General features: G+C 34.5%; 17 protein-coding genes. 10 read left to right on the forward strand and 7 right to left on the reverse strand.

Features of this window, described 5'->3' with window-relative positions; all coding sequences use genetic code 11:
- Positions 1 to 72: 72 nt before the first annotated feature.
- The gene (locus tag NSQ92_RS00310) at positions 73 to 900 is read right to left on the reverse strand and encodes a carbohydrate ABC transporter permease (protein ID WP_047941802.1); all 828 of its coding nucleotides are present in this window, start codon (positions 898 to 900) and stop codon (positions 73 to 75) included.
- Positions 900 to 1838: a carbohydrate ABC transporter permease gene (locus NSQ92_RS00315; RefSeq protein ID WP_373694333.1), complete on the reverse strand. Its 939-nt coding sequence runs from the start codon at positions 1836 to 1838 to the stop codon at positions 900 to 902. Before NSQ92_RS00315 ends, NSQ92_RS00310 begins: the two co-directional genes overlap by 1 nt.
- Positions 1839 to 2098: 260 nt before the next feature.
- Here NSQ92_RS00315 and NSQ92_RS00320 point away from each other — a divergent pair, with 260 nt between their 5' ends.
- The 4 genes from NSQ92_RS00320 to NSQ92_RS00335 all read left to right on the forward strand — a co-directional run bounded on the left by NSQ92_RS00320 (position 2099) and on the right by NSQ92_RS00335 (position 8397).
- Positions 2099 to 3904 carry a sensor histidine kinase gene (locus NSQ92_RS00320; protein ID WP_336045371.1) on the forward strand — a complete coding sequence of 602 codons (1806 nt, stop codon included), beginning with the start codon at positions 2099 to 2101 and terminating at the stop codon, positions 3902 to 3904.
- Positions 3885 to 5462, forward strand: a complete 1578-nt coding sequence (locus NSQ92_RS00325) for a response regulator (protein ID WP_047941799.1) — start codon at positions 3885 to 3887, stop codon at positions 5460 to 5462. Before NSQ92_RS00320 ends, NSQ92_RS00325 begins: the two co-directional genes overlap by 20 nt.
- A gap of 51 nt (positions 5463 to 5513) precedes the next feature.
- Positions 5514 to 6113 (forward strand): class I SAM-dependent methyltransferase, encoded by a 600-nt coding sequence (locus NSQ92_RS00330; protein WP_336045370.1) that lies wholly within the window; start codon positions 5514 to 5516, stop codon positions 6111 to 6113.
- A gap of 247 nt (positions 6114 to 6360) precedes the next feature.
- Positions 6361 to 8397, forward strand: coding sequence for a bifunctional diguanylate cyclase/phosphodiesterase (locus NSQ92_RS00335; RefSeq protein ID WP_336045369.1), 2037 nt, complete (start codon positions 6361 to 6363; stop codon positions 8395 to 8397).
- Between the two features lie 119 nt (positions 8398 to 8516).
- Here NSQ92_RS00335 and NSQ92_RS00340 read toward each other — a convergent pair whose 3' ends face one another.
- Positions 8517 to 8711, reverse strand: a complete 195-nt coding sequence (locus tag NSQ92_RS00340) for a hypothetical protein (protein ID WP_047941796.1) — start codon at positions 8709 to 8711, stop codon at positions 8517 to 8519.
- 133 nt (positions 8712 to 8844) lie between these two features.
- Here NSQ92_RS00340 and NSQ92_RS00345 point away from each other — a divergent pair, with 133 nt between their 5' ends.
- Positions 8845 to 9075: an excisionase family DNA-binding protein gene (locus NSQ92_RS00345; protein ID WP_047941795.1), complete on the forward strand. Its 231-nt coding sequence runs from the start codon at positions 8845 to 8847 to the stop codon at positions 9073 to 9075.
- A gap of 334 nt (positions 9076 to 9409) precedes the next feature.
- Here the strand turns inward: NSQ92_RS00345 and NSQ92_RS00350 are convergent, their stop codons facing one another.
- A complete protein-coding gene (locus tag NSQ92_RS00350) occupies positions 9410 to 9721 on the reverse strand; it encodes a winged helix-turn-helix transcriptional regulator (RefSeq protein WP_047941794.1) in 312 nt (103 codons plus the stop codon).
- Between the two features lie 141 nt (positions 9722 to 9862).
- Here NSQ92_RS00350 and NSQ92_RS00355 point away from each other — a divergent pair, with 141 nt between their 5' ends.
- Complete coding sequence (locus NSQ92_RS00355) at positions 9863 to 10717, forward strand: VOC family protein (RefSeq protein ID WP_095322593.1); 855 nt, start codon at positions 9863 to 9865, stop codon at positions 10715 to 10717.
- A 106-nt stretch (positions 10718 to 10823) separates the two neighbouring features.
- A complete protein-coding gene (locus NSQ92_RS00360; protein WP_176474073.1) occupies positions 10824 to 11663 on the forward strand; it encodes an STAS domain-containing protein in 840 nt (279 codons plus the stop codon).
- A gap of 267 nt (positions 11664 to 11930) precedes the next feature.
- On the opposite strand, the gene NSQ92_RS00365 is transcribed toward NSQ92_RS00360, so the two are convergent.
- The 3 genes from NSQ92_RS00365 to NSQ92_RS00375 all read right to left on the reverse strand — a co-directional run bounded on the left by NSQ92_RS00365 (position 11931) and on the right by NSQ92_RS00375 (position 15025).
- Complete coding sequence (locus NSQ92_RS00365; RefSeq protein ID WP_095322592.1) at positions 11931 to 12596, reverse strand: DUF4352 domain-containing protein; 666 nt, start codon at positions 12594 to 12596, stop codon at positions 11931 to 11933.
- A gap of 173 nt (positions 12597 to 12769) precedes the next feature.
- Positions 12770 to 14155, reverse strand: coding sequence for an alkaline phosphatase (locus tag NSQ92_RS00370; RefSeq protein WP_341152226.1), 1386 nt, complete (start codon positions 14153 to 14155; stop codon positions 12770 to 12772).
- 162 nt (positions 14156 to 14317) lie between these two features.
- Entirely contained in the window at positions 14318 to 15025 is a 708-nt protein-coding gene (locus tag NSQ92_RS00375; RefSeq protein ID WP_341152227.1) for an aspartate/glutamate racemase family protein, read from the reverse strand.
- A gap of 113 nt (positions 15026 to 15138) precedes the next feature.
- Between NSQ92_RS00375 and pdxR the strand changes: the two genes are divergently transcribed.
- From pdxR to NSQ92_RS00390, 3 genes are all read left to right on the forward strand, one after another.
- Entirely contained in the window at positions 15139 to 16533 is a 1395-nt protein-coding gene (pdxR, locus tag NSQ92_RS00380; protein WP_341152228.1) for a MocR-like pyridoxine biosynthesis transcription factor PdxR, read from the forward strand.
- Positions 16534 to 16635: 102 nt separating this feature from the next.
- Positions 16636 to 17676 carry a SepM family pheromone-processing serine protease gene (locus NSQ92_RS00385; RefSeq protein ID WP_047941787.1) on the forward strand — a complete coding sequence of 347 codons (1041 nt, stop codon included), beginning with the start codon at positions 16636 to 16638 and terminating at the stop codon, positions 17674 to 17676.
- Between the two features lie 178 nt (positions 17677 to 17854).
- Positions 17855 to 18043, forward strand: a complete 189-nt coding sequence (locus NSQ92_RS00390) for a hypothetical protein (RefSeq protein ID WP_047941786.1) — start codon at positions 17855 to 17857, stop codon at positions 18041 to 18043.
- Positions 18044 to 18062: the final 19 nt, after the last annotated feature.

Here is an 18062-nt window from a genome sequence, read left to right on the forward strand (position 1 = left end):
ATTTCCTCCTGTTTATAGAAATAGCTTATTTATATGGAAGAGGTGGCTTTGTGAACACAGCCTCTTAGCTCCCTATTTAATAGATCCACTAGTAATCCCTTGTATAATATGCTTTTGCATCGAAAAGAAGAAGATTAACAGTGGGACAATTCCTATCATTAGTGCTGCTAGAGCGAGATCCCATTGCTTTGTGTATTGGCCAAAGAAGAAGAAAGTAGCAAGTGGTATTGTCCGCAGTTCTGGATTTTGTAAGACAAGTGATGGTAATAAGTAGTCATTCCATATCCAAAGACTATTTAAGATGATGATTGTTACGGTAATTGGTTTTAATAATGGAAAAACAATTCTCCAGAACACCCCAAAACGAGAGCAGCCATCCATAATAGCAGCTTCTTCTAGTTCAACTGGAATTCCTTTAATAAAACCATGATATAAAAAGATAGTCATCCCAGACCCAAAGCCTAAATACATAAATACTAGACCCCAAATACTATTAAGTAAGTGTAAACTTGAGGCTGTTTTAATAAGTGGAATCATAATAGATTGGAAAGGGATAATCATGGCAGCAACAAAGGCCATGAAAATAATCGTGCTAATTTTCTTTTTCGTCCGGACCAGCATATAAGCAGCCATCGAACAGAATACGACTAATACAATATTGCTAGCTATCGTTATAAGAAGAGAGTTGCTAAAAACCTTTAGGAAATTTAACTTTTCAAAAGCATTTAGATAGTTTCCAAATTCAAACGTACTTGGTAAGGAAGAGGTATTTGTTAGTATTTCTGAAAAAGGCTTGAGTGAATTAGAAATCACATAATAAAAGGGAATCAAGAATAATAAGCCTAGTATAATACCAAGCAGTTCCATTAAGAAAGTTTTGCTAGTATACCTGTTTTCCATCAAGATTCCACCTCTTTTCTCTTAGTAAGAGTAACCTGTAAAATGGAGATGGCTGCTACAACAATAAAGAAGATAAGTGCTTTGGCTTCCCCAATTCCGTAGCGATTGTTAACAAAGGCTTCGGTATAAATATTAAGAGCCAGCATTTCCGTTGATTTAAAAGGACCTCCATTTGTTAACGAAAGGTTGGCGTCGAATATTTTAAAGGAAGATGCAGTTGTTAAGAATAAGCATATTGTCACAGCAGGAGCAACAAGTGGAACTTTAATATTTCGCAGCACTTGAAAGCGGTTTGCTCCATCCATTTTTGCTGCTTCAATTAGTTCTTTTGGTATGTTTTGCAATGCAGCTATATAAATGAGCATAATATATCCTGCTCCTTGCCATACGCTGACAATTACAATTCCCCAAAAGGCGGTATTTTTATCTCCTAACCATGCTAACTCAAATAGTGGTATCCCTGTAAGTTCTCCAATAGAAGCGAATCCTCTAATAAAGATAAATTGCCAGATAAAGCCGAGTAAGAGGCCGCCGAGTAGATTAGGCATAAAAAATACAGTACGTAATAGATTGCTAGATTTTAGTTTTTGAGTAACAAGCAGTGCTAGGCTAAAACCAATGGCGTTTGTCAAAATAATCGCTACAACAGTGTAAACAGCAGTCAGCTTAAAAGATTGGAGAAACTGTTTATCGTCTGTGAAGATATACTTAAAATTATCCAATCCAACCCACTTAATCTCTCCAGTTATGCCATTCCAATCGGTAAAGGAATAATAGATGCCAGAAAAAAATGGAACAAGCACCACAATTGTAAATGCAATAAAAACAGGACCTACAAATAGAGAAAATAAACCTGCTTCCTTCCAGTTCTTCTTCTTTTTTGTAGAGAGTGGTTTTTTTCTCGTTACACTTGACTGGTGTACAGGGGGAGTTTCTATTTTTTCTATATTATTTGGATTATTCACTTTCTGCACCTCCTATTTTTATAATATAATGGTTATACCTTTTGGGTAACCGCTTACATTGACAAGGAAGGTGTAATATATTGACCACTCCTTATGTATTATTTTTATAAGGAATGGTTTGGAGAGGAGGAGAGAGAGATTAGAATAATGTCCACTTTAGGCGTATATCAAAAAAACGGAGTTTATTTAAGGCTTCTCGACCGAAAATGAAATGGGGTATTCGAAAAAAATTAATGATTTTCTTGCTTCTTGCTACTATTCTTCCTTTTGGAAGCAGTATCGTCCTTACCTATTTTCAAACCATTCATCATGTTAACAAGGAATCAGTTGCATACAATACAGAGTTAATGAAGAAGGGAAAGGAAGAGTTAGGTACGTACTTAGAGGATATTGCTTTAATGTCTACCGTATTATATCGTTATACTCCTTTCATGAATGTACTAACACAGGGAGTGGGAGAGAATAACAAGGAGAATATGGAAGAGGTACGTCGAGTGCTGGCATATGTGTACAATTCTCGTTCAGAAATAGAGCAAATGCATTTATATATTAATAAAGGGAGAGATTCTGTTACAAATTATCACTCGCGCATAAGTGGGAGAGGTGAAAATAAAAATATCTATTTTCATCCATATTATCGGAGATTAGAGGAAAGTGAAACAAATTATTCGCTTATCGAACCACCACATACGATATACAGTTATAATGGCTTATCGATTATTCCTAACTCTGAGAAATCAACTGTTCTATCCCTTCATAATAAGATTAGAAATGTGCCATCTAATGATATTTTGGGATTTATGTCTATTGATATAAATCTTTCAAAAATAGATGGGATTGTGAATAGGCTATATAAAGATAAGGAAGGTATTTCCATTATAAATGAAAATGGAACTGTAATTTACTCTTCCAATAAAGCTGTAATCGGCAAAAAAACAAAGGATAAATGGTTTTATAAAGTTCAAACAAATCCCCAACAAAATAACATAAAGTGGGAAAGTAAAGATTTTTCAGGGGTTATTTTTTATGAAAATATTGCTGTTCAGGATAATAATTGGTATATGGTAAAAAGTATCCCTTACTCTAGTCTTTATCAAGGTGCGAGGGCAACGGCATTTATGAATACGATGATTGCCTTAGTGGCTTTAATTATGGTATTAGTCATAACAATGATTATTTCCTTTAAGATTACTGCTCCAATTAAAGTTTTAATGGAAAATATGAAAAAGGTAGAGAAGGGGATTTTTGTGGCAAACTTTGAGGCGGGAGGAAATGATGAAATCGGAATGCTTGGTAGGCGTTTCAAATCGATGGTATTACAAATCAATAGATTAATAGACAAAGAATATAAACTGCAAATTGAGAATAAGTCAGCTCAATTAAAGGTATTGCAATCACAAATAAATCCCCATTTTCTATACAATAGTTTTCAGTCCATAGGCACACTTGCTCTAAAAATGAATGCAGTTCCTGTTTATACATTATTGACTTCTCTCTCGGATATGATGCGATACAGTATGGATATGAGAGAAGCTATGGTGCCGCTATCGAAAGAATTAAAACATACACAATCCTATCTGTCTCTTCAAAAACAGAGGTTTGAGGATGAGCTAAATATAATATTAATAATCGAACCGAGCACACATGAAATTGTTGTTCCGAAAATGCTGCTACAGCCAATTATTGAAAACTGCTTTAAACATGGTTTTAGTAATAAAATGGAGGGCGCAAGAATTACAATCCGTGCTTATACAGAGGATGATGATTTAGTAATTATTGTCGAGGATAATGGGATAGGAGTAAGCAGCGAAAGACTACAGACGATTCATAAAAAATTATATTATGAGGAACGAAGAAAGGAGGATAAAGAAAGAGAATCAATCGGATTAAATAATATTTACGATCGTTTGCAACTTTACTATGAGGGACAAGCAAGCTTTGTAATCGACAGTATCGAAAAGAAAGAGTTTACCGTAATGATTCGTATCCCAATAATTTCACATGAAGGAGTGAATGAAGATGAAGGCACTAATCGTTGATGATGAAAGGCATGTTCGTGAAGGAATTAAGCTTCTTGCTGATTGGTCAGGAAATGAAATTACAGACATTTACGAAGCAAGTAATGGAGAAGATGCTATTCAAATAATAGAAGCGGCAAATCCCGAAATTATTTTTTCTGATATGAAAATGCCAAAGGTCGACGGTACTCAGCTTTTAAAATGGATGGATGAGCATTACGCTCATGGGAAGACGATAGTAGTTACAGGTTATGATGATTATCATTACATGAGGAAGGCAATGCATTACGGAAGCTCAGACTATTTATTGAAGCCTATTAACCCTGAAATGCTGAATGATACATTAAGGAGGGTAGTGAACGAGTGGAAACAAGAGGAAGAGGAAAGGAAAAGGAAGCTTAATAGAACACAACTTATTAATAAAATGAAGCCAGCGTATCGTGATCACCAATTAACACAGATGTTAAATAATGATCCATTCGATAAACATGTCTTGGAGGAATTTCTTTTAACCAAAGCACAGGCCTATACAATCGGACTCTTACAAGTAAGTAATGGAATCGTGGAAGAATTTAAATGGGATAAAGATCTCACTCTTTTTACACTCTTGAATGTAATAAATGAGGAGCTTAGCAGCAATAATAAGGGAATTGCCTTTCATTATGTAACCGGAAGAGGAGAAATTGTCCTTCTTCTCTTAAGAAGGAAAGAGGAAGCGGTTGTCATCATGAGAGAAGTACATACTACTATCCTAAAGTTATTAGGAATCTCTTGTACTTTATCAATGGGATTAGAAGTTACTTCCGTTAACCAGTTGAATCTTTCTTATCAGTATGCTAAGTCTATTATGATGAATCGAGATGTTTTGGGGAATCAACAAGGAAAAATAATGACAGAGAAAAAGGAATATGAGATAAAAAGCTTAATGGGTTATTCAAGCTCGATAAAAATGGCGATTCAAACGGGAGAATTACATGCTTTTCAATCACTTATTGGGCAGATCCAAAAAGATATGATGAATAATCCACCATTATCATTAAGCCAGCTTTTGCATTTGGAGCATGAATATTTAATGATAAGTACAAGATGGTTTAAGGAGTTCAATCTCCCGATAAGAATTCCCTCCAATATTGAGGAGCGTATTTATTCATTTATGGACAAAGAGGGTATTTTTCAGTTGGAAGCATATAAAGCAAGGAAGAAAAAAGAAATAGCATTGTTTCTTCGACGAGTAAAAAGACAAAATGCCCGAAGATCGCAAAATGTTATTCACGAAATTGAAAAGTACATAAAAGCAAATTTTCATCGGGAGATTAAGCTTCAAGAAATATCGGAGCACTTTTACATCAGTAGAGAATATATTTCAAGAAAATTCAAACAAGAGTATCATGTCAATATTTCAGAGTATTTAGTTACCATCCGAATGAAAAAAGCTCAAGAATTATTGAAAAGCAGTAATTTGAAAGTTTATGATATTGCTAATATGATTGGATACCAAGATGATAAATATTTTCGCAAAGTATTTAAAAAAATCATAGGTGTTTCACCTAATGAATACCGTGAGATGGAAATAAGATAGAGTGAAAATGTATATTTGGGATTTTTTCGTTATTAAGAAACTAGATGAAAGGTGAATGCTTTGAACTACGATAAATTATTACATATTGAAACAGAAGAAATACAAGTAGGATTCCATAAGTCCTATCATTATCATCGATATGAACCAACTCCATATGAGCATTTGGAGCAATTATTTCGCGAATTTCCGCTTCGTGAGACAGATTATGTAGTTGATTTTGGATGTGGAAAAGGGCGTTTAAACTTTTATATTCATTATGTATTTCAGTCGACTGTAAAGGGAGTTGAAATCAATGAAGACTTTTATTATCAAGCGCTTCTTAATTTAGAACAATACGCAAAAAGCAGAAAGAAAAAGAAAGAAAAGATACATTTTTATTTAGGAAAGGCAGAGGATTTTTTGGTACAGCCAGAAGATAATTATTTCTATTTTTTTAATCCTTTTTCCTTGCCTATCTTTCAAAAAATTATTAGTAATATCGTGTGCTCACTGGAACAAAGTAGTCGCAAGGTCAACATTATTCTCTATTTTCCCTCAGATGAATATCGATTTTTTATGGATAACCATGCATTATTCAAAAAGAAAGGAGAGGTGAAAGTCGGGAATAGGACAGAAAAGGATACGTTTATCATTTATCAATCTCTTTATTAGGCATTGTTTCTTGCCCGTTAAATCTTTAAAGATTTAACGGGATTTAATTTATTTAAATTTTTTGGGAGATAATACCATTAATGAAAGGATTGTCTAAAGTGGATTTTTCCTTTATATTCAATTTATACAAGTAGAAAGTCTTAGGTAAAAAGTTTTAAATAACATGCGTTAATCGAAAGTGAAAAAGAGATAATCAAGAGAAATCGCTTATTAGAATATTTTTAGAGGGGAAATTACTATTTTTACATTGCCTAATGCTGATTCAGTAACTTATTTACAAGTGGAATATTCTATTCCTATTATTCTATTATCGATCTTAATCGCATGTTTAGCATCTTATACGGCGCTTTCCATGAATGAGCGGATTGTTTATAATAGTTTTTTTCATCGATATATTTGGTTAGGATTAGCGTCTATTACCATGGGGTTCGGAATTTGGTCTATGCATTTTATTGGGATGAGCGCCTCTATGCTCCCAGTAAATATGAAATATAATATTCCATTAACGATACTTTCAATAGTACCAGCTATTCTAGCTGCTTTTTTGGCTTTCAGCCTATCAAGCAAAGCTAGAAATTCTAGTAGATTAATTGTATTCGCGGGGATATTTATGGGGATTGGTATTAGTGCTATGCACTATATTGGAATGAGAGCAATGGTTATAGAGGCTAATTATGCCTATCATTTTGGCTATTTTACTTTATCTGTTGTTATTGCCGTGCTTGCTTCTTTTGCTTCCTTATTTATTTTTCTAAAGTTACAGCCATATATGAATAACTTTATTGTGAAATGTATTACCTCTCTTTTGATGGGAATTACGATATCAAGTATGCATTATACTGGAATGCATGCTGTCAGGTATTATGTGGATTCAGAAAGAGAACTTATTCATTCCCACGCAAATCATCTTAGTATAAAATCAATCATTCTCGGTATATCAATTGGTATGGCTATTCTTTTTTTATTTTCTTTTTTATCTAGCTTGCTGGATCGCTATGTCGACTATCGGTTAAATCATTTTGATGCATTAACGAAGCGCCCCAATCGCAGGCAGTTTGAAAAAGTGATAGGCTCTGCTACTTATTTAAGTGGGATAGCAATTCTTCATATTCATAATATAAATAAATGGAATAGTAAGTATGGCTACTATTTTGGTGATAAAATCATTATTTATATAGAAGAAGTGTGTAGGAAGCTAGTAGGCCATAATATAGAATTGTTCCGAATAGAAGGAAATCGTTTTGCGTTCTTAAGTAGGACAAATGAGGATCTAGAGAAATTAATTTTAGAACTTAATCGTCTAACAGCCATAATATCTAGTCCTGTAATAATTGATGATCAAATGATCAAGATAGAGACAGCTATTGCATTGTCTGTTAATGAGAAAAAGGTTTCTGCTAAACAAATATATTTAAATGCTGTAGCAGTTTTAACTCATTATTCGCTTCGCTATGAAAATGAAATAATAAAGTATGATTCAGGTAAACATAAGCGAACATTTGCTAATCATCTTGTGAGTGAGATAGAAGATGCCCTCATAAAAAAACAATTATACTTAGTGTATCAGCCTAAAGTAAATTTAAACTCAAAGGAAGTAGCAGGAGTGGAAGCTTTATTAAGATGGAAGCATCCTAGATATGGGGAGATTTCTCCAGGAGTTTTTATTCCTATTTTAGAAGCGTCTGACAAAATGTGGGAAGTTACTGACTGGATTATGGAAGAGATCTGCAAGCAAATGGCCAGATGGCAAAATCAAGATAGAAGCCTATCTGTGGCATTTAATATTCCAGGTCCTTATGTTACTTCTCGACGACTAATGAGAAACTTAAAAGCGTATGTAGAGAAATATAAGCTAAGTCCATCATTAATCGAGTTAGAGATTACTGAAACAAGCGCCGTCGGTAATATGGAAGGAGCAATTCAATCCGTGCAAGCTTATAGAAATGCAGGTTTTTCTGTTGCTCTTGACGATTTTGGTACTGGGGTATCATCTTTGTCCTATTTAAAAAGAATTCCAGTCAATACATTGAAAATAGATAAATCCTTTATTGATGAGGTTCCAGAATCGCAAAAAGATGGAGAAATTATTAAAGCTATTATTGCCTTGGCAAGTTCTTTGCATTTATGCATTGTGATAGAAGGGGTAGAAAGAGAAGAGCAAATTGAATATTTATCTACCATAAATAAATGGCCGATTATCCAAGGATATTATTATGCTAAACCGATGAATAATCTTGCTTTGGAAGAGTGGCTTTATATGTTTGAAGAAGAAAAAACAGGATAGAAGTTTGAAAAATAAGATCATCCGCTTTTAAGTTAAAAGAAAGGATGATCCTTTTCTTTTCGTGGGATCTTTGAGATAAATAGAAATGATAAGTGAAATAGGGTGGTTGATTTATGTGACTATTCAGCAGATAATTTAATATCTTTAGAGAAGGCTCCTGTATTTTTTGATTTACAAGAATCATTTTCTAATTTAATAGTTGGTAAAATGGGGGCATTTTCCTTTCTAGTTTTAGCAAAGAAAGACTGATAAAATATGAAAGAGAAACAACAAAAGATCATAACTAAAAATAAGCTGTTTAGAACGAAATTCATTTATTCATCCTCCTTTTGATGGTGCTGATATGGTAACTATACCGTTTATTGATGAAGGCAGTATAAAGACAGAGTTAAGTTTAAATGGAGTCAGTGTAAAGATGAATAGCAAATAGATGAAAGAGGTGTTTTTATGTATTTATCCGTGCAAGAAACCGCAGAATTGCTGTCGATTTCAGAAATGAAAGTGAAAAACCTTATTTTACAAAATCAGATTAGGGCCATTTATGATGGGACGGATTATCTTATTAACAAGGAGCAATTTAATACGCATTTTAAGCAAGTGGAAAAATATAAAACGTTTGTAGAAGAAGTATTAAGTGAGCCAATTCCTGAGGATTTAGACATTAAAGATGAGGATTAGTTTTTTTTAGATTGTTAATAATAAGGCTGACAAACAACTAAATAAGAAGGTAAAGACGAATCAATAAATTTAAATTACTGCCTTGCTGACATCTATTCGTAAGAGCTTGCCGTCGAGGTTTAAGAGCGTCTATTCTTATTGTAGGAGTGGAGTGTCCTTATCTCCGCTCCACTTCAATTTTTTCGAAAATAATTATAGCCCAGGGAAAACGGAGTGAATCAGTTTGTAGATGATAACTAAAAACTATCTTTTTAAAGTGAATAAAAACCCAAACAATCATATGGTATCTCCGTATAATTATTCGGGTTATCATCGACAGGAAAACTTTATATGGTTATACTTCTAGCCATGAATGAGACCAATTTTCGATTTCTTTCATAATTGGTTCTAATGAACGCCCTTTTTCTGTTAGAGAATATTCAATTCTAACCGGCGTTTCAGGGTATACCTCTCGTACCACAATATCAGCTTGCTCTAAATCCTTTAATCTCTCCGATAAAAGTCTTCCGCTTATTCCAATGGAGGATTCTATAGAACAGAAACGTTGAGGACCGTTTAACAGCTGATAAATAATTAAACCAGTCCAGCGTTGGCTTAAAATACTCATTGCTTTTTCAAACCGTGGACAAATTGTTGAATGGTTCATCTTACATCCCCCCTCGTAATAATTATACAATAATTATTATTTTAAGTAAAAATATTATGAATCATAACTTGATTACTTTACAACTGTTGTTTATTAAAATAAAATTACTTACATAAAGTAACTAAAAATGGAGGAAAAAGAATGACATTTCATAACGATTCAACTATTTATGCAAAATCAATAACTTTAAAAGTATCTAATCTAGAAAAGTCTCTTTTGTTCTATACGAAAATAATTGGTTTTTCAGTTGCGAGTCAAGATAAAAGGACTGCATCTTTACGTGCAGGAACAGGGGAACCTTTTTTATTTTTAGAAGAATTAAAAGAAATCGAGCCTAAAACGGTACGAACAACAGGACTCTATCATTTTGCTATCTTGGTGCCATCAAGAGAGGAGCTAGGAATTATATTGAACCATTTGCTAGAAACAGGTTATCCATTACAAGGAGCTTCTGATCATTATGTTAGTGAAGCAATCTATCTAGCAGATCCAGATGGAAATGGGATTGAAATCTATCGAGATAGAAAGGCGACAGAGTGGGAGTGGGAAGATGGATTTGTGAAAATGGATACAGCCTATATGGATACAAAAGGAGTGCTTGCATCTGCAGGAAATCGCCAATGGAAAGGTCTTCCCGAGCAAACTATCCTTGGTCATATTCATTTACATGTTGCGGATTTAACAGATACGGTTGATTTTTATGTAAAAGGATTAGGCTTTGATGTCGTTCAAAAATATGGTTCACAAGCGTTCTTTCTTTCAACAGCACAATATCACCATCATATCGGCTTAAATATTTGGAATGGAATGGGGGCACCTGCTCCAGAAAAGAATCATGTTGGTTTAGCTTATTTTGATTTGAGTATACCTAATCACGAAAAACTAGAAGAAATTAAGCATAGAATTGTACAGCTAGGGGCATTAATTATCGAAAAAGAGGGTAAATGGTATACATGGGATCCCTCTGGAAATATGATTCATTTAACAGTTTTTTGAATATATAAAGCACTGCTTAATTTCTATTTTCTTATTAAACTTTAAATTAGAGTACATCATTTCCAAGTTGGACTATAATCAACATTTATTAGGAGTGATGCATTAGTTGTACTATAATCAAGGTGTATATCAATATTTCATCGACAATTCAGAAAGATTAACAGAAGAATGGTATAATGATTTGACAAAAAATGATCCAAAAGGTGTGTACGCAGCAACTGATCCATATGCGATTGAGACAATGAAAAAGCAAAACAATGATTTTCATCTTCGTCTTGCAGGTCTCTTTATTAAAGATAGGGAAGAGTTCCTTGAAGACATTAAGGAATGGATTTTTAAAATTGCAACCGATCAGGGGCATTTAGATACACCAATTCATTTTATTATTCGTGAATTTATTCGAACGAGGGAGCAATATTTTCAGTTGATCGAAGAATACGCGGCCAAACATCATGTCGAGCAGTCACGCGTCATTGAATGGAGCCATTCTGTTGTAAAGGTTCTCGATAAAATTATCTTGAAATATACTGAGGAACATCATAATTATTCCAATAGGCAGCTTATAGCACAACAGGATATGATTAATGAATTAAGTTCACCAGTCATTTCTTTAAGTAAATCAAGTGCACTCTTGCCTCTTGTTGGAGATATTGATACAGCGCGTGCTGCTTCTATATTAGAAAATACGATTAAGCAATGTGAAGAGAAGAAAGTATCCAGATTATTTATTGATTTATCTGGTGTAATTATTATTGATACAATGGTTGCCCATCAGATATTCCAATTGATTCATGGTTTAAGCTTAATTGGAGTGAATACGACATTATCAGGTATTCGCCCAGAAATAGCAACAACCGCAATACAGTTAGGATTACCCTTCGCGGATATTTCAATCGCTTCCACGCTTTCTAAAGCAATTGAGCAAGATGGCAACTTTGAAAAGTAAGTAAATTATGAATCAGTGAAAGGGACGAGTACCGTATATAAGGAGCCGCCAACTTCTGTTGTCCAAAATTTGTCCACTTGTATGCAGGTTATCATATAGAGAGACAAGCAACATGTGTCTTATTATTATCGGCTTGTTTATTGGTAGAAGAATTTTTACGCCAGGATTACCTTGCTGGCTCACATTAAATGCCAGCTCGTCGTAAAAGGGTTTACCTGACGTACTTGATCTCTTTCAGCGATTTAGAATTAGTAGAGAATGTATATATTATTCTAAGTTAATGTCAATCATTTTTGCTTTTCCTAACAGGTTATCTTGTTCTGTATAGGCATCGCTTGTACTTAACTGGACTTTATTAACGGCAGAATTTTCTAAGATAAAGCCTATATTTCCTTTTTTTCGTTCTCCTGGATTTAATACTCCATTAAGCTCTTCTAAGTAGATATCCTTTTCCCATGTAATCATTTCATCCTTATCTGTTTGGATGAAAGCAATTGGTGAGAACTTCCTAATTTCGTCCGATAGGTTTTCAAGTTCCACAGAAAACTTGATGAAAGTGAATTGTTCTTCATGTGTATAAGTATGATAAAAGTCTATTAAGCTATATGCTGGTCGATAAGCGATAAGTTTGATGTCTTTGACTGCTAGTCTTACGGAATCAACCTGAACTTCCTTGGCTTCTTTAGAAATGGCTTTTAATGTTGCTTCTCCTTTTCTATCGCGATAAAAGTCACCAGCAGCTAGTAAAGCGGCATCATCAATTACTTGCGGATTGGGAGTATAAATATCCGTTGAAACAGTTTTTCTATCTGCAGCTAGCGTGCTCGTTTCTCTTTTCTTTAAATCGTTATTCTTTGTATTAGTATTAGTTTCTTTGCTGCTACAGCCGGCTAGTAAAAGGAAGGTTAATAAATAGATAATATTTTGTCTCAATGGCGTTCCTCCTGATGGAAAAGCTCCCCTCGCGAAAATAGAGGGAAGCACTTCTTTTATTAAAGTAAAGAAAGTACAGGTTAATAGATGGAAGCAGTCCCCGTGTTTCCTATATCTCAGGAAATGTCGCACCAGCCAGCCCCGACGCTCCTAAACAGGAACCCTCCGCCATTCTATTTATCCGTTATTTTTATTTTTGCGTTTAGTAGATTGAAGATAATTTTTGCATGATCTGTATTGTCCTTTTGTCCTGCAAAAAGGTTGCTAGAAGGTCCGTAGGCATAGACAGGAACGTCTTCACCTGTGTGTCCTCCAGTTGTCCAGCCTGTATTGGTTCGTTTATTGAAGATATCTTCAATAGCATTGTCGATAGTAGTGAGGTCCTTTGTATCAGCAGCCTTTTGAACGGTCTGAATTTCCTCTGAAGTTAAGGATAACTGAATATGATCTTTTAAGGTAGATTTTACATTCGCACCATTTACAATTAATTCTGCCATAAAATCAGGTGTTTTCTTTGCTGCTTTGATTGGCTCGCCATACCAATTATAATCCCCATTAGCTGCAATAGAGAATCCGCCAGTTGAATGGTCTGCTGTAGCAACAACTAAAGTATTTTTATCCTTTTTAGCAAAGTCAATTGCTGCTTTATATGCCTTTTCAAAATCCTCCATCTCACTCATTGCAGCGACAATGTCGTTATCATGGCCCGCCCAGTCAATTTGACTACCTTCCACCATAAGAAAAAATCCTTTCTTATTTTTGTTTAAACTATTGATAGCAGTTTTTGTCATTTCCTCTAACGAAGGTGTATCTTTATCTCTATCTATCATTTTCGGCATTCCTGCTTCCGCAAATAGACCGAGCAATTGTGTATCTTTATTCTTCAGTAAATCTTTACGATTCGTTACATAATTGTAGCCAGCCTTCTTAAATTCCTTCGTTAAGTCTCTATCCTGGCGAACGAAAAGGTCTGTCCCACCACCTAGGAGAACATCCACTTTATGCTTACCATTTATCATCTCATCAAAATAATCATCTGCAATGGCATTCATGTTTTTACGATTAATATCATGTGACCCAAAAGATGCTGGGGTTGCATGGGTAATTTCAGAAGTGGCAACAAGACCTGTGGATTTGCCTTTTTCTTTTGCAGCTTCTAAGACGGTTTTCACTTCCGAATGATCATTGTCTACAGCAATAGCATTATTGTATGTTTTAATACCAGCAGACATTGCGGTTGCGGCTGATGCAGAGTCTGTGACATTTTGTTCGGGATCTTCTGGATATGTCATTTGCTGTCCTACTAAATAAGGATCAAAATATGTGCTTTCTGCCGTTTTGGTTTTCGGATTATCTTTTAAATAGCGATATGCGGAAGTGTAAGAAACACCCATTCCATCTCCTATCAGAAAGATAACATTTTTCGGTTTTCCGTTATTGTTTCCATTTTTTTTTGCTTCTGCATCTGTTCCTGTTAATACAGTTGCTAATCCAGCAACTGTTAGAGAAGAGATTACAGCGATTGGCAGCACCTTTTTTTTCCATGATTTTAAGTTCAAATTTTTCCCCTCCATTATTTAGGCTCGCTTTATTATCATGGAAAAAAGTTAAGCTTGTTTTACAGTAGTTTAGAAAAAAAGTAAAAAAAACTAGGATAAATGTACCCTAGTTCGATAGTAATGATAGAGGTCGTTTGCCTATGGAAAAGGAAAAAGAGGTTTTTACTTTAATGCAAAATTTTTATCGAGTGCATAGGAAACGGCTGCTTGAGCATGTAAAAATGTTGTATCAAATAGCGGAATAGAACTGTCTTCTTGTTTTATAAGTAAGGGAATCTCGGTACATCCTAAAATTATCCCTTCAGCGCCTTGTGCTTGAAGTTTGTCTATAATACGCAAATAGATAGCCTTTGATTCTGGAAGGATTATCCCTTTGCATAATTCATCGAATATAATTTGATGAACTGCTTCTCTATCCTCTTTGTCAGGAATAATTGTTTCAATCTCTTGTTGTAAAAGTGCATCTTTATAAAAGGACTGCTTCATTGTAAACATCGTTCCTAATAAGCCGACTTTTTTTAAGGTAGCTTTTTTTATTTCATATCCAGTAACATCTGCGATATGAAGTAATGGAATAGTGATAGCTGCTTGTACTTCTTTTGCCATTTTATGCATAGTATTGGTACAGATAATTACGATATCAGCACCGCCCGCTTCCAGTGTTTTAGCGGCATTTATCATTAATACAGTGGCCTCATCCCAATGTCCAGCTTTTTGCAGAGCAACAATTTCTTCAAAGTCAAAGGAATATAGAAGCGATTTAGCAGAATGTAATCCACCCATTTGTTCTTTTACGAATGTATTTATATAGCGATAATAATCAGCTGTTGATTCCCAGCTTAACCCGCCAATTAGTCCAATTGTTTTCATTAGATACTCCTTTATGTCCATTTTTTCACATCATAACATGGTATACTGGTATAGAATAGAGCCAGTAATTATATACTTTTATAGTACCAGTTTGTTTTTTAGGAGGATTCTGCATGATCTTTATTACGATTGACCGATCCAGTTCTATTTCTTTAACACAGCAAATTTATGATCAAGTTCGTAATGGAATATTGGAAAAGCAATTAAAAGAGGGAGATAGACTAGCTTCCTCAAGAGAATTAGCAAGCTCTATTGGAGTTTCGCGAAATATTGTGCTGGAGGCGTACGAGCGTTTAATTGCAGAAGGCTATTTAGAAGTAAGACCAAAGTCAGGGACTTTTGTAGCAAGAGGGACTTCTCTTTCGTTTACAGAAAATACAAGAAGAAAAGAAACTCCTAAAAAAATCGATGCGAATAAAAAGAGGTATATTGATTTTAAAGCAGGGAATCCAGCAATCGATTATTTTCCAAGGAAGAAATGGGCACAATTAACAAAGGAAATTTGTTTGGATTCTTCGGAAGCAGTCTTTGGATATGGAGAGGCCTCTGGAATGAAAGAATTAAAGAATGCCCTTGTTGACTATTTAAAAAGAGTTAGAGGGGTGCAATGCAGGGCAGAGCAAATTTTTATTACATCGGGTGCTACTCAAGGATTGAAGCTAATCACAGAAATGCTTGGGAGAGGAAATAAAACGATAGCAGTTGAGGATCCTGTGACAGATGAAATGAGAAATATTTTTACTTTTAGCAATGGACAAATCATTCCTGTTCCTGTAGATGAAAATGGGATTGATCCAAGTGGATTACCGAAACAATCCCCCAGTTTTGTCTTTGTTATTCCTTCCCATCAATTTCCTTTAGGGGGTATTCTTTCTATTCAAAGAAGGCTGCAATTAATCGAGTATGCGAAAAAGATGGATTGCTATATTGTAGAAGATGATTATGACAGTGAATTTACCTATGAGGGGGCTCCTGTACCGTCTATCCAAGGAATAGCTCCTAACCACGTTATATATGTAGGAACTTTTAGCAAAATTCTTTCACCAGGCTTACGGATAGGATATGTAATTTTACCAGAGGAATTAATAAGTGATTTTGAACAGCTTAAGTGGTTTTCAGACAGACATACTTCCTCTCTGGAACAATTAGTATTAGCCCGTTTTATCAGGGAAGGCTATCTAGATCGGCATGTTCGCAAAATGAAAAAAATATATAAAGAAAAACGGGAACGGTTAGTCTTAGCTATTCAGCAAAATTTTGAATATGCTACCATCATTGGTAAATCGGCAGGAATGCATTTAGTTGTCGAAATTCCAGATACAGATTTTCATTCCACCTTCATACATAAAATCGAGGAAAATGGAGTAAAGGTATATCCGATTGAACAGTATAGTTTAGTTAAAGGAAAGCATAAGAGTAGAATTGTAATGGGTTATGGTGGATTATCCCTCGAACAGATTGAAAAAGGCGTCCGATTATTGCGAGAAATCCTTGATACAGAAAAATAGTCTTTTTAATGGAAAAACTATCTGAAATTCATTTTTTTTTAATATGATATATGTAAATATAGTTTATATCAGTAAAATTAATATCCTAAGGAGTATGTAGATATGAATAAATCAAGAAAAAGCATCTTTTCAAAAAAGTGGTTAATCATACTTTTTGGGGTACTCATTATTCTCTTATTTATCCCGACCCCTTATTATTTAAATCAACCAGGCTCAATTGAAGCACTTGCATCAAAAGTGACCGTAGAGAATGGTACGAAGTCTGAAAAGGGAAGTCTGAATCTAACAACAGTTTATTCGATTAAAGCAAATAACCCCTATATCTATCTATACGGATTGGTCGCACCACATACGGAAATCCGAAAGGAAGAAGAGGTTAAGGGGAATTTAAGTGATGATGAGTACAATAAGCTGCTGCTTCATATGATGGATACATCAAAGCAAAATGCGATTATCGCTAGTCTGCATGCAGCAGGGAAAAAGGTAGAGTTTACTTATAACGGTATTTTCGTTGCTCAAGTATTAGATAACTCTAAGGCAAAATCAATTATTCAAGTCGGAGATATTATTAAAAAAGTGGATGGAAAGGCATTTACTAAAAGCGAGAAGTTAATTGCTTATTTAAAAGAAAAGCAAGCAGGAGATATAGTCCACCTTGAATTTTTACATGGCAAGAAAAAGAAAGAAGCTGATGTAGAAGTAATTGAATTAGACAAAAAGACAGGGCAGGTTGGTATTGGGATTGCTCCAGAAGATAATATGACGATCCACCCTTCTATTGATGTAAAAATTAATAGTGAAAATATTGGAGGGCCTTCCGCCGGATTTATGTTTTCATTAGAAGTCTATAATCAAATTGTCAAAGAAGATTTAACAAGAGGCTACAAAATAGCCGGTACCGGAACGATGGATGCCGAAGGAAATGTGGGGCAAATTGGTGGAATCAAGCATAAAATCGTTGCGGCACATAAAGAAGATGTGGATATATTCTTCTATCCACGCGATATAACAGAATATGATACGAATGAAAAGGAAATTAAAGAACAAGTAAAAGAAGAGGGATATACCGATATTAAGATAGTTCCTGTTAGTACGTTAAAAGAGGCAATTGAGTATTTAGAAAAGCTACCAGAGAAGAAATAAATTTATGGGTTATTAGAAATCTCCTTACATAGTAGGGAGATTTTTCTTTTTATAAGAAAGGAGACAGGGAGATTCCTGTAAAATTCTAGCGTTTAGAAAAGCCTGAAATGGGAAAGTTATATATAAGAAATGAAAAGCACGTATAGTCGGTAAAACGGCATTTATAAGGAGGTTCACGATGTCAGAATTTTTCAGTGGTTTTTTTAATATTCTTTATGGAGCTTTCGGAGTTCCTCTACTTTTAATCGTTCTCATTATTCTTGTTATCGTTGTTTCACAAAGAAGACGAAAAAAGAAAATGAAGCAAGAAGACTGGATGGGGCATTCGTCAGTAGAGAAAATTGAAAAAGATAATAAGAAGAAGTAGCAATAACATTTTCCTTCCT

Origin of the sequence: Niallia sp. FSL M8-0099 (assembly GCF_038006945.1) — a bacterium.
Classification (GTDB): Bacteria; Bacillota; Bacilli; order Bacillales; family Cytobacillaceae; genus Niallia; species Niallia circulans.